Raw genomic sequence first — 12369 nt, 5'->3', positions numbered from 1 at the left:
AGCCTACGAACCTACGAAATAGTCAGACAGCTTCTTTGCTGGCTGGCTCAGAGCCCGCCAGCAAACACCGCTTCAGACCGAGGTGGCGTCGTAAAACAGCTTCGAATCACGCTGTTCAACCAGCGCCTGTTCGATAGCCGCCTGATGCACTTCGTCGGAGTGCTCCTCACGCTCTTCCGGCTTGATCCCCAGGCGGGCAAACAGCTGCATATCCTTGCCGGCTTGCGGGTTGGCGGTAGTCAGCAGTTTCTCACCATAGAAAATCGAGTTGGCACCGGCAAAGAAGGCCAGCGCCTGCATCTGGTCATTCATCGCCTCGCGGCCGGCGGACAAGCGGACATGGGATTGCGGCATCATGATCCGCGCCACGGCAAGCATACGGATGAAATCGAACGGATCGACATCCTGCTCTTCGGCCAGCGGCGTACCCTTGACTTTGACCAGCATGTTGATCGGCACGCTTTCCGGGTGCTCCGGCAGATTGGCCAGCTGGATCAGCAGCCCGGCGCGATCATCCAGCGACTCGCCCATTCCAAGAATGCCGCCGGAACAGATCTTCATGCCCGCGTCGCGAACATAACCCAGAGTTTCCAGGCGATCTGCATAGGTGCGGGTAGTAATGATATTGCCGTAGAACTCCGGCGAGGTATCCAGGTTGTGGTTGTAGTAGTCCAGCCCGGCATCGGCCAGCGCCCTGGTTTGCTCCTGGTCCAGCTTGCCCAGAGTCATGCAGGTTTCCAGACCCATGGCCTTGACCCCTTCGACCATCTTCAGCACGTAGGGCATGTCCTTGGCCGACGGGTGCTTCCACGCCGCGCCCATGCAGAAACGCGTGCTGCCGATGGCCTTGGCCTCCGCCGCCGCATCCAGCACCTTCTGCACTTCCATCAGTTTTTCCTTGTCCAGCCCGGTGTTGTAGTGGCCGGACTGCGGGCAGTACTTGCAATCCTCGGGACAGGCGCCGGTCTTGATCGACAGCAAGGTGGAAACCTGCACCCGGTTGGCATCAAAGTGTGCGCGATGCACTGTTTGTGCCTGGAACAGCAAGTCATTGAACGGCTGTTCGAACAGCGCACGAACCTCGGCAAGACTCCAGTCATGGCGAAGCGAGGGGGAGCGGGTAGCACTCATGACAATTCCTCAGTTAAAGCGATTGGCGCCTGCTAGGCTGGACGCAACATGGATGGGCGGCATACTCAGGGAAGGCAAATGGACTGTCAACCAAAAGTGCGAGCGCAGGTTTACGACTGGTTAAAAAGTAATCACTCGTGCCTGCTGTGTAATCTGGGCTCACGACAGGAACGGCCAATCTGCATCGATTGCGAACTGGAACTACCCTGGCTGGGGCCGCATTGCCGGATATGTGCGTTGCCATTAGCGGCCGAGGGGCAAATCTGCGGTGAATGCCTGCGCAAGCCACCGGCTTTCGCGCAGGTTGAAGCGGCCTGGCGCTTCCGCTTCCCGATCGACAGCCTGATTACCCGGTTCAAGCATCAGGCGCGCTGGCCCTATGGCCGGCTACTCGCCGATCTGCTGAGCGAACACCTGCAGCATGCCTTTGCCCGGGACCTGCCGCGCCCGGACTACCTGCTTCCCGTCCCGCTGGCCAGAGGGCGACTGCGGCAGCGCGGTTTCAACCAGGCCGGCATGCTCGCCGACTGGCTGGGCAAGACCCTCGACATTGCAGTTGTGCATGACCGGCTGCAGCGTCCACTGGAAACTCCGGCGCAACAACAACTGGATGCAGCAACCCGCAAGCGCAATTTGCGCCGGGCATTCCAGCTCGCCGGTGACGTCGCGCTGGAAAACCGGCATATAGCCGTCATCGACGATGTACTGACCACCGGCGCCACAGCGGAAGCCGTTGCCCGCCTGCTGCACAAGGCCGGTGCTGCCCGCGTGGATATCTACTGCCTGGCGCGCACACCAAGGCCCGGAGATTGAGACATGCCTGACGGGGCAGCCTGTTACACTCCGCGACCCAGCCCAGGAGCACCCCGATGTCCCATCCATTTGCCGCTCTCACACCCGATCTGGTGCTGGATGCCGTGGAAAGTCTGGGCTTTCTGAGCGATGCCCGGGTACTGGCACTGAACAGCTACGAAAACCGCGTGTACCAGGTAGGCATCGAAGACGGGCAGCCACTGATCGCCAAGTTCTACCGGCCACAACGCTGGAGTGATGCGGCGATTCTCGAGGAGCACAGCTTCAGTGCCGAGCTGGCCGAGCGTGATGTGCCGGTGGTTGCGCCACTGCAACACAACGGCCAGACCCTGTTCGGCCATGCCGGCTTTCGCTTCGCGCTGTTTCCGCGACGTGGCGGCCGCGCTCCGGAGCCGGGCAACCTTGACCAGCTGTATCGCCTCGGCCAACTGCTCGGACGCATGCATGCAGTGGGTGCCATCCGGCCCTTTGCCCATCGTGAAGCGCTGGGCGTCAGCAACTTCGGCCATGCCTCCCTCGCCACTTTGCTCGAAGGTAATTTTCTACCGCGCAGCCTGCTGCCAGCCTACGAGTCGGTGGCCCGCGACCTCCTCAAGCGTCTGGACGAGCTGTTCGGGCGGGTCAGCTGCACGCCGATTCGCCTGCATGGCGACTGCCACCCGGGCAACCTGCTGTGCCGCGATGACAGCTTTCACATGGTCGATCTTGATGATTGCCGCATGGGCCCGGCGGTTCAGGACCTGTGGATGATGCTGGCCGGTGAGCGTCACGAACGCCTCAGCCAGCTCGCCGAGCTGATCGACGGCTATCAGGAATTCCATGACTTCGACAGTCGCGAACTGCTGCTGATCGAGGGTCTGCGCTCGCTGCGCCTGCTGCACTACAGTGCCTGGCTGGCCCGGCGCTGGGATGATCCGGCGTTTCCGATGAGCTTTCCATGGTTTGGCACCGAGCGCTATTGGGGCGAGCAGATCCTGATATTGCGTGAACAACTGTCAGCGCTGGATGAAGAGCCCTTGCGCTTGTTCTAGCAGAGCAGAAAACCGGGGCTTTCCCCCGCTGCGGAAAGAAAAAACGCCCCGAAGGGCGTTTTTTTCGATCAGCGCGTCAGATCAGGCGGGCATTTCATTGGCCGACTTCATGCGCTCCAGCTCCTGGTTATACAGCGCGTCGAAGTTGACCGGCGCCAGCATCAAAGCCGGGAATGAGCCGCGGGTCACCAGGTTGTCCAGCGCTTCACGGGCGTAGGGGAACAGGATGTTCGGACAGAACGCACCGAGGGTGTGGCCCATGCCATTGGCATCCAGACCCTTGACCATGAAAATACCGGCCTGCTGCACTTCTGCAATAAAAGCTGTCTGCTCGCCATTCTTGACGGTTACCGACAGTTTCAGCACGACTTCGTGGAAGTCGCCTTCCAGCGTGCGCTGACGGGTATTGATGTCCAGTTCAACGCTCGGCCGCCACTCTTCACGGAAGATTTCCGGGCTTTTCGGGGCCTCGAAGGACAGGTCGCGTACATAAATTCGCTGCAGCGAAAATTGTGGACCCTGTTCTTCCTGGGCGGCGGGCTTGTTAGCTTCTTCGGTCATGACTGAGCCTTCTTGTTGGTCGATTGAATCCGGGTTGATTGGAGTGTGGGTCAGCCCTGCAGCAGCGTATCGAGCTTGCCGGCACGCTCCAGGGCATAAAGATCGTCGCAACCACCTACATGGGCAGCGCCAATCCAGATTTGCGGAACCGAGGTGCGACCGGCTTTTTTCGTCATTTCTGCACGCAACGCAGCGTTGCCATCAACATTGAGCTCTTTGAAGGCAACCTGCTTGCTGGCCAGTAACTGCTTGGCACGCGTACAAAATGGACACCAGCTGGAACTGTAAATGACTACATCAGGCATTTATTTAACGACCGGTAGATTGTCACCACGCCAGCCGGAAATCCCGGCCGACAATTTCACCGCCTCGTAACCGGCTTCTTTCAGTGAGCGACAGGCACCACCGGCGTGCTGTCCCGCCGCATCAATAACAATAATGGTGCCGCTCTTGTGCTTTTCAAGCTCGACCATACGTTCGGCCAGCTTTTCCAGGGGAATATTCAGCGCCTGCACGATATGCCCGGCAGCAAAATCCTTGTGCGCCCGGATGTCCACGATCACCGCTCCGGAGCCATTGACCAGCGCCGTCAGCTCGCGATTGCTGATACTGCGCGCTCCACGGCGGGTTTCGGAAAAAACCAGCAGTGCCAGTGCAACTACGAAAGCACTGGTCAGCAAGTAGTGATTATTCGCAAATTCAATCAGGTGGGCGAGCATCTGGAGGTTCCACAAAGCTAAAATGGCGGCCAGTATACACAGCCCCGCAGGTCGGCCAAGCCCCGTCCGGCGGTGACTAAGAGCGCCCCCGCATTTAGAATGCCGGCCTTCCCCAACTTTGCAGAGAAGAGCCCGAAATTATGACGGCAACGCACAAACCCCTGATGCTGATCATCCTCGACGGTTTTGGCCATAGCGAAAGCACTGAATACAACGCCATCCACTCAGCCAGCAAACCGGTTCTCGATCACCTGCTGGCTACCCAGCCCCACAGCCTGATCTCCGGCAGTGGCATGGATGTCGGCTTGCCGGATGGCCAGATGGGCAATTCCGAAGTTGGCCACATGAACCTCGGTGCCGGTCGCGTGGTCTATCAGGACTTCACGCGCGTCACCAAAGCCATCCGCGACGGCGAGTTTTTCCACAATGCAGCCCTGTGTGCTGCGGTCGACAAGGCCGTCACCCGCGGCAAGGCCGTGCATATCCTTGGTTTGCTCTCCGATGGCGGCGTACACAGTCACCAGGACCATCTGGTGGCAATGGCGGAACTGGCGGCCCAACGCGGTGCCGACAAAATCTACCTGCATGCCTTTCTCGACGGGCGTGACACCCCGCCGCGCAGTGCCCGGGCCTCCATCGAACTGCTCGACAGCACTTTTGCCCGCCTGGGCAAGGGCCGTGTTGCCAGCCTGATCGGCCGCTACTTTGCCATGGACCGGGATAACCGCTGGGATCGCGTACAGCAGGCTTATCAGCTGATCGTCGACGGAACTGCCGCCTATCAGGCGGAAACTGCCGTGGAAGGCCTGCTGGCCGCCTATGCCCGGGAAGAAAGTGACGAGTTCGTCAAGGCCACCAGCATCGGCGCACCCGTGCGGGTCGAGGACGGCGATGCCGTGGTGTTCATGAACTTCCGTGCCGACCGTGCCCGCGAACTGACCCGCGCTTTCGTCGAGCCGGCTTTTCCTGAGTTCGAGCGCAAGCGCGTGCCACAGCTGGCCGATTTCGTCATGCTTACCCAGTATGCCGCCTCGATTGCCGCCCCCAGCGCCTTCAAGCAAGCAGCACTGACCAATGTGCTCGGCGAATACCTGGCCAACCACGGCAAAACCCAGCTGCGGATTGCCGAAACCGAGAAGTACGCCCACGTCACTTTCTTCTTTTCCGGAGGCCGCGAAGAGCCCTACCCCGGTGAAGAGCGCATCCTGATTCCATCGCCGAATGTCGCCACTTATGACCTGCAGCCGCAAATGAGCGCCCCGGAAGTCACCGACCGCATTGTCGAGGCCATTGAAAACCAGCGCTTTGACGTGATCATCGTCAACTACGCCAACGGCGACATGGTCGGTCACACCGGTGTATTCGATGCGGCGGTGAAAGCCGTGGAGTGTCTGGACAGCTGTGTCGGACGCATTGCCGCAGCGCTGGACAAGGTCGGCGGCGAAGCACTGATCACCGCTGATCACGGCAATGTCGAGCAGATGGAAGACGTCTGCACCGGTCAGGCGCACACCGCCCACACCTGCGAACCGGTTCCGTTCATCTATGTCGGCAAGCGGCCGCTGAAACTCCGCGAAGGCGGTGTGCTGGCCGACGTGGCACCGACCATGCTGACGCTGCTTGGCCTGCCGCAACCAGCCGAAATGACCGGGAAATCGATAATCGAACTGCTGTAGAGCAGCCAGCCGGCGGACAGCCCGAACCCTGCAGCTTGCTGACAGTTTTTTAGGCATACTAGCCGCCAATCACTCTTCCGGTTTCAAGCAGCCATGTTTCGCGCCCTGACCCTGATCTTGCTTTTTGCCCTGCTTCATCCAGCCACTGCTGACGAACGCAGCGATGCCCAGCAGCAGCTGGAACAGGCCAGCCGGGATGTGGCCGAACTCAAGCAGCTGATGCAGAAGCTGCAGCAGGAAAAATCCGGCGTGCAGAAGGATCTGCAAAAGACCGAAACCGAGATGGGTACGCTGGAAAAGCAGGTCCGCGAATTACAGAAGGAACTCAAGGACAGCGAAACCGAGCTGGATCGCCTGGATGACGAGAAAAAAAAACTGCAGAGCGCGCGCCTTGAACAACAGAAGCTGATCGCCATCCAGGTGCGTGCCGCCTATCAGAGCGGCGAGCAGGAACCGTTGCGCCTGCTGCTCAACCAGCAACAGCCGGAAAAGTTCTCGCGCACCCTGACCTACTACGAATATCTGGGCAAGGCACGGCTGGAGCAGCTCAGCGCCTTCAACGAGACCCTGCGCCAGCTGGCCAATGTCGAACAGGCCATCGTTTCCCAGCAGGGCTTGCTGAATGAGCAGAAAAGCGCTCTTGAACAGCAACGCGAACAGCTGGTGGCGTTACGCCAGGAGCGGCGTAACGCGCTGGCCAAGCTGAACAAGGAATATTCCGCCCGCGACCGCAAGCTCAAGGCCCGCCAGCAGGAACAGGCCCAGCTCGGCAAAGTGCTGAAAACCATCGAGGAAACCCTCGCCCGTCAGGCCCGAGATGCAGAGATAGCCCGCCAGCAAGCGCTGACGCAACAGGTCGAACCCGCCAAAGGCGCGCCTGCCGTGCAGGGGCCGCTGGTCTCGAGCAGCGCCTCCAGCTACGGCGGCCCGATCAACCAGGCCCGCGGCAAATTGCCATGGCCGGTCAATGGCCGGCTGATGGCCCGTTTTGGCAGCGCCCGCGGGGATGATTCGCGCAGCACCTGGGACGGCGTCATGATCAGCGCCAGCGAAGGTAGCCCGGTACAAGCAGTACACGGCGGCCGGGTAGTGTTTGCCGACTGGCTGCGCGGCGCAGGCTTGCTGGTTATTCTTGACCATGGCGACGGTTACCTGACCCTCTACGGGCACAACCAGAGCCTGCTGAAAAACCCTGGCGATATTGTCCAGACCGGCGAAATCATCTCCACCGTCGGCAACACCGGTGGACAACAGACTCCCGCGCTGTATTTCGCCATTCGCCAGCAGGGCCGCCCGGTCAACCCTACCCAATGGTGCCGTACGCAAGGTTAAGCTCGCGCCCTATCAGGAGATTTTCATGCCCAACCTGTCCCGCCTAACGTCACTGAGCATGTGTCTCGCACTGTTACTGGGCAGCGCCGGCAGCCACGCCGCCGAGCCGCCTGCAGCACCCGCCAGCCCCACGCAAAGCAGCGCAAACAGCAGTGCCCGGGGTGTTTTGCCGCTGGACGAGTTGCGCACCTTTGCCGAAGTGTTTGACCGTATCAAAAGCTCCTACGTTGAACCGGTTGACGACAAAACCCTGCTGGAAAATGCCATCAAGGGCATGCTCAGCAATCTCGACCCGCACTCGGCCTACCTTGGCCCGGAAGACTTTCTCGAGCTGCAGGAAAGCACCAGCGGCGAGTTCAGCGGTATCGGTATCGAAGTCGGCATGCAGGACGGCATGTTCCAGGTGGTCGCTCCGATTGATGACACTCCGGCAGCCGCTGCCGGTATCGAGTCCGGCGACCTGATCATCAAGATCGACGGCAAACCGACCAACAACCTGTCGATGATGGATGTGGTTGAGCTGCTGCGCGGCAAGGTTGGCACCAGCGTCGAACTGACGCTGATCCGCGGTGAAAAGGACCCCTTTACCGTTGAGCTGACCCGCGCCGCCATCCCGGTGAAAAGCGTGAAAAGCCTGCTGCTCGACAATGGCTACGGCTATCTGCGCATCAGCCAGTTCCAGATCAATACCGGCGCGGAAGTCGGCAGCGCACTCGCCAGACTGAAAAAGGAAAATGGCGGCAAGAAGCTCAATGGCCTGGTCCTCGACCTGCGCAACAACCCGGGAGGGGTGGTCCAGGCTGCCGTCGAGGTGTCCGATCACTTCCTGAAAAAAGGTCTGATCGTTTACACCAAAGGCCGCGTGCCCAACTCCGAAATGCGCTTTTCGGCTGATCCGGCCGACGCCAGCGAAGGCATACCACTGGTGGTGTTGATCAATGGTGGCAGCGCCTCTGCCGCAGAGATCGTCGCCGGCGCCCTGCAGGATCACAAGCGCGGCATCCTCATGGGCACGGAGAGCTTTGGCAAAGGCTCGGTACAAAGCGTACTGCCCCTGACCAACGACCGCGCCCTGAAGCTGACCACGGCACTCTATTACACACCTAAAGGGCGCTCCATCCAGGCCCAGGGCATCACCCCGGATATCGAGGTGACACCGGCCAAGGTGACCCGCGAGAAGGCTCACGAGAGCTACAAGGAAGCTGATCTGGCGGGCCACCTGGGCAATGGCAATGGTGGTGCTGACAAACCGAGCAGCAAAGCCAAAGCCAAACCGCGGCCCCAGGATGATGACTACCAGCTGAACCAGGCACTGATCCTGCTCAAGGGCCTCAACGTGACCAGCAACCGACCCTAGTTGAGGCGCCCCTGCGCCGCCCTTGGCCAAGCCGTTTCCAGTGAGGTACGAGTATGTCCGCGCTGCAGATCAAACCGTTGACTGCCGGTGACCATGCGAACTGGTTGCCGCTGTGGCTGGGCTATCAGGCCTTTTACAAAACCGCGATCCCTGCTGCAACCAGCGAGCTGACCTGGCAACGCTTTCTCGATCCCGGCGAACCGATGTTCGCCGCGCTGGCCTGGCAGGATGGCGTAGCCATCGGCATGGTGCACTGGATTTTCCACCGTTCCTGCTGGACCAGCGGCGACTACTGCTATCTGCAGGACTTGTACGTTGACGAAAATGTACGGGGTAGCGGAGCCGGTCGCGCCCTGATCGAGCATGTCTATGCCGCCGCCAAAGCCGCCGAGGCAAGTCGCGTGCACTGGCTGACCCGGGAAGACAACACCCGGGCTCGCCTGCTCTACGAGCGCATCGCCACGCATTCCGGTTTTACCCAGTACCGCCAGCTACTCAGCTAACCGCAGGGTGGGCTAGCGCATTACTATGCCGCGACTGGCCATATACGCCTTGGCTTCCGGCACGGTGTATTCCCCGAAGTGAAAGATGCTCGCGGCCAGCACGGCATCGGCCTTGCCTTCGAGGATGCCGGCGGCCAGATGCTCGAGATTACCGACACCTCCCGAGGCAATCACCGGAATACCGACCATCTCGCTGATGGCGCGGGTAACCCCCAGGTCATAACCGCTCTTCACGCCGTCCTGATCCATGCTGGTGAGCAGAATTTCACCGGCACCGAGGTCTTCCATCTTCTTTGCCCAGAGCACCGCGTCCAGCCCGGTGGGCTTGCGTCCGCCGTGGGTGAAGATTTCCCAGCGTAGCGGTTCGCCGGGTAGTGATACGCGCTTGGCATCAATCGCCACCACGATGCATTGCGAACCAAAGCGCGAGGCGGCTTCGCCGACAAACTCCGGGGTGAATACCGCCGCAGTATTGATCGATACCTTGTCGGCACCGGCATTCAGCAGGTTGCGGATGTCCTGCACGCTGCGCACGCCGCCGCCCACGGTCAGCGGGATAAACACCTGACTGGCCATGCGCTCGACGGTGTGCAGGGTAGTGTCGCGGTTATCCACGCTGGCGGTGATGTCGAGAAAGGTAATCTCGTCGGCACCCTGCTCGTCGTAGCGCCGGGCGATTTCCACCGGATCACCGGCATCGCGGATATTCTCGAACTGCACACCCTTGACCACGCGGCCGTTGTCCACGTCGAGACAGGGAATAATGCGTTTAGCCAGTGCCATATGAGTGTCCCGTGCAGGCTGGGAAACGGCCAGCGGCCTTATCCAGCATAAGCTCCACGATGGAAAACGCTGCGCGGCTTTCCACCCTATGTTTCTTCATTAACCTTTGAAGGCATCACACAAGGCTTGCGCCTCGGCGACATCCAGAGTGCCTTCGTAAATCGCGCGACCGGTGATGGCGCCGATAATGCCGGGCGACTTCGCCGCCAGCAATTTCCGGATATCAGCGAGATTGTGAATACCGCCCGAGGCGATCACCGGAATCCTGCTGGCCGCTGCCAGGGCTGCAGTGGCCTCGACGTTGCAGCCCTGCATCATGCCGTCTTTGGCAATATCGGTATAAACAATGGCGCTGACACCATCGGCCTCGAAGCGCCGGGCCAGATCCACCGCCTGCACGCTGCTGACTTCCGCCCAGCCATCGGTAGCGACAAAACCGTCTTTGGCATCCAGCCCGACTATCACCTTGCCCGGAAACGCCTTGCACGCCTCGGCAACAAACTCCGGCTGCTTGACCGCCTTGGTGCCGATGATCACGTAGCTGACGCCGGCACGCACATAATGCTCGATGGTTTCCAGCGAGCGGATGCCGCCACCGATCTGGATCGGCAATTGCGGATAACGCCGGGCTATCGCCGTAACCACTTCGCCATTCACCGGCTGGCCTTCAAAGGCACCGTTCAGATCAACCAGGTGCAGGCGCCGGCAACCGCCATCGACCCATTTGGCTGCCATGCTCACCGGGTCATCGGAGAACACCGTGGAGTCGTCCATGCGGCCCTGGCGCAAACGCACGCAGGCGCCGTCTTTAAGATCGATAGCGGGAATAATCAGCATCAGTTGAACCTGCTCAAGTCGTATTAAATCGAAGGGTCAGCTTTTTTCCAGCGCCCAAAGGTCACTTTCGATGCTCTCGAACCGCTCTTTCAGGTGAGTCTGCACATCGAAAATCGCCCGGTTGTAATAGTGCGGCGCAACTTCACGGGCAAACAGTTCCAGCACCTCGGCAGCCTCGAAACTGCCCAGCTCCAGCTCGAACCGCTCGGCCATGAAGCACTTGATCGCTGCGCAGGCTTCACGCTCCTGCTCGGTGTTCAAGGTCATGATCGGCGGTTTGCCCTTGGCCCGGCTCATTTACCAGCGGCCGTCCCAGGAAATAAAGTTCTGCAACAACTGCAAACCGTGGGTATGGCTTTTTTCCGGGTGGAACTGCACGGCAAAGCACGAGCCTGCGGCCAGCGCTGCAGCGAAATCCTTGCTGTAATGCCCGCGACCCACCACATGCGCCGGGTTGGCCGCCGCGCCATAGTAGCTGTGCACGAAGTAGAAACGGCCACGGTCCGGAATCTCGTGCCAGAGCGGGTGATCCAGCGCCTGCTCAACTTCGTTCCAGCCCATGTGCGGCACTTTCAGGTGCTCGCCGTCCTCGTACAGATCCTTGCCGAAGAAGCGCACCTGACCAGGAAACAGGCCGATGCAATCCACCCCGCCGTTTTCTTCACTGCGTTCCAGCAAGGCCTGCATGCCCACGCAGATACCAAGAAACGGCCGGTCCTGACTGACTTCGCGCACCAGCTGATCAAAACCCAGACGCCTGATCTCGGCCATGCAATCCCGAATCGCGCCGACGCCGGGAAACACCACGCGGTCAGCTTCGCGAATCACCTGCGCATCGCTGGTCACCAGCACCTTGCCGGCACCGACGTGCTCCAGCGCCTTGGCTACCGAGTGCAGATTACCCATGCCGTAGTCGATAACGGCTACGGTCTGCATTTACAGGCAGCCCTTGGTCGATGGCATCTGGCCGGCCATGCGCGGGTCCAGCTCGATCGCCATACGCAACGCCCGACCGAACGCCTTGAACACCGTTTCGATCTGGTGGTGGCTGTTGTGCCCGCGCAGATTGTCGATGTGCAGGGTTACCAGGGCATGGTTGACGAAGCCCTGGAAGAACTCCTGAAACAGATCCACGTCGAAGCCGCCCACGCTGGCACGGGTATAAGGCACATGCATCTGCAGCCCGGGGCGCCCGGAGAAGTCGATGACGACCCGCGACAACGCCTCGTCCAGCGGCACGTAGGAGTGGCCGTAACGGGTCATGCCCTTCTTGTCACCGATGGCCTGGGTAAACGCCTGACCAAGGGTGATGCCGACGTCTTCCACAGTGTGGTGGTCGTCGATATGCAGATCGCCCTTGCACTGGATGTCGAGGTCGATCAGGCCATGCCGGGCGATCTGGTCGAGCATGTGCTCGAGGAAGGGCACGCCAATATCGAATCTGGCCTTGCCGGTACCATCCAGGTTGATCGAGACCTTGATTTGCGTCTCCAGGGTGTTGCGCTCGACGAATGCCGTACGTTCGGCCATCACCAGCTCCAGAAATTGCTGCGGGAAAGGCCGCCATTATAGGCGTGCGCCGCGCCACGCGGCTAGCTGCGGGGCAAGCAGCCGGCAAATCATCTG

The 12369-nt window shown here is 60.4% G+C and carries 15 protein-coding genes; 6 read left to right on the top strand and 9 right to left on the bottom strand.

Annotated elements, in window-relative coordinates:
• Positions 1–72 precede the first annotated feature (72 nt).
• Positions 73–1131: a biotin synthase BioB gene (gene bioB, locus BLT89_RS00565; protein ID WP_090192594.1), complete on the bottom strand. Its 1059-nt coding sequence runs from the start codon at positions 1129–1131 to the stop codon at positions 73–75.
• Between the two features lie 78 nt (positions 1132–1209).
• On the opposite strand from bioB, the gene BLT89_RS00560 reads away from it, so the two are divergent.
• The gene (locus tag BLT89_RS00560; protein WP_090192593.1) at positions 1210–1944 is read left to right on the top strand and encodes a ComF family protein; all 735 of its coding nucleotides are present in this window, start codon (positions 1210–1212) and stop codon (positions 1942–1944) included.
• A gap of 56 nt (positions 1945–2000) precedes the next feature.
• The gene (locus tag BLT89_RS00555; RefSeq protein WP_090192592.1) at positions 2001–2975 is read left to right on the top strand and encodes a serine/threonine protein kinase; all 975 of its coding nucleotides are present in this window, start codon (positions 2001–2003) and stop codon (positions 2973–2975) included.
• Between the two features lie 81 nt (positions 2976–3056).
• On the opposite strand, the gene secB is transcribed toward BLT89_RS00555, so the two are convergent.
• Genes secB through BLT89_RS00540 form a run of 3 tightly spaced genes read right to left on the bottom strand, consistent with a single transcriptional unit; the run spans position 3057 to position 4255 of the window.
• Complete coding sequence (gene secB / locus BLT89_RS00550; protein WP_090192591.1) at positions 3057–3536, bottom strand: protein-export chaperone SecB; 480 nt, start codon at positions 3534–3536, stop codon at positions 3057–3059.
• Between the two features lie 50 nt (positions 3537–3586).
• A complete protein-coding gene (grxC, locus tag BLT89_RS00545; protein ID WP_090192590.1) occupies positions 3587–3841 on the bottom strand; it encodes a glutaredoxin 3 in 255 nt (84 codons plus the stop codon).
• Positions 3842–4255, bottom strand: coding sequence for a rhodanese-like domain-containing protein (locus BLT89_RS00540; protein WP_090192589.1), 414 nt, complete (start codon positions 4253–4255; stop codon positions 3842–3844).
• A gap of 140 nt (positions 4256–4395) precedes the next feature.
• Here BLT89_RS00540 and gpmI point away from each other — a divergent pair, with 140 nt between their 5' ends.
• From gpmI to BLT89_RS00520, 4 genes are all read left to right on the top strand, one after another.
• Complete coding sequence (gene gpmI, locus BLT89_RS00535; protein WP_090192588.1) at positions 4396–5931, top strand: 2,3-bisphosphoglycerate-independent phosphoglycerate mutase; 1536 nt, start codon at positions 4396–4398, stop codon at positions 5929–5931.
• Positions 5932–6024: 93 nt separating this feature from the next.
• A complete protein-coding gene (locus BLT89_RS00530; protein ID WP_090192587.1) occupies positions 6025–7263 on the top strand; it encodes a murein hydrolase activator EnvC family protein in 1239 nt (412 codons plus the stop codon).
• A 25-nt stretch (positions 7264–7288) separates the two neighbouring features.
• Positions 7289–8620 (top strand): S41 family peptidase, encoded by a 1332-nt coding sequence (locus BLT89_RS00525; protein ID WP_090192586.1) that lies wholly within the window; start codon positions 7289–7291, stop codon positions 8618–8620.
• 53 nt (positions 8621–8673) lie between these two features.
• Positions 8674–9123 (top strand): GNAT family N-acetyltransferase, encoded by a 450-nt coding sequence (locus tag BLT89_RS00520; protein ID WP_090192585.1) that lies wholly within the window; start codon positions 8674–8676, stop codon positions 9121–9123.
• A 12-nt stretch (positions 9124–9135) separates the two neighbouring features.
• On the opposite strand, the gene hisF is transcribed toward BLT89_RS00520, so the two are convergent.
• The 5 genes from hisF to hisB form a co-directional block, all read right to left on the bottom strand.
• Positions 9136–9906 carry an imidazole glycerol phosphate synthase subunit HisF gene (hisF, locus tag BLT89_RS00515; protein ID WP_090192584.1) on the bottom strand — a complete coding sequence of 257 codons (771 nt, stop codon included), beginning with the start codon at positions 9904–9906 and terminating at the stop codon, positions 9136–9138.
• 99 nt (positions 9907–10005) lie between these two features.
• Positions 10006–10743: a 1-(5-phosphoribosyl)-5-[(5-phosphoribosylamino)methylideneamino]imidazole-4-carboxamide isomerase gene (gene hisA / locus BLT89_RS00510; protein ID WP_090192583.1), complete on the bottom strand. Its 738-nt coding sequence runs from the start codon at positions 10741–10743 to the stop codon at positions 10006–10008.
• A 36-nt stretch (positions 10744–10779) separates the two neighbouring features.
• Positions 10780–11040, bottom strand: coding sequence for a DUF2164 domain-containing protein (locus BLT89_RS00505; protein ID WP_090192582.1), 261 nt, complete (start codon positions 11038–11040; stop codon positions 10780–10782).
• Entirely contained in the window at positions 11041–11679 is a 639-nt protein-coding gene (gene hisH / locus BLT89_RS00500) for an imidazole glycerol phosphate synthase subunit HisH (RefSeq protein WP_090192581.1), read from the bottom strand.
• Positions 11680–12273 carry an imidazoleglycerol-phosphate dehydratase HisB gene (hisB, locus tag BLT89_RS00495; RefSeq protein ID WP_090192580.1) on the bottom strand — a complete coding sequence of 198 codons (594 nt, stop codon included), beginning with the start codon at positions 12271–12273 and terminating at the stop codon, positions 11680–11682.
• Positions 12274–12369: the final 96 nt, after the last annotated feature.

It is taken from the genome of Pseudomonas pohangensis (assembly GCF_900105995.1).
Classification (GTDB): domain Bacteria; phylum Pseudomonadota; class Gammaproteobacteria; order Pseudomonadales; family Pseudomonadaceae; genus Aquipseudomonas; species Aquipseudomonas pohangensis.
This window is presented reverse-complemented; position numbering and strand designations above follow the sequence as displayed.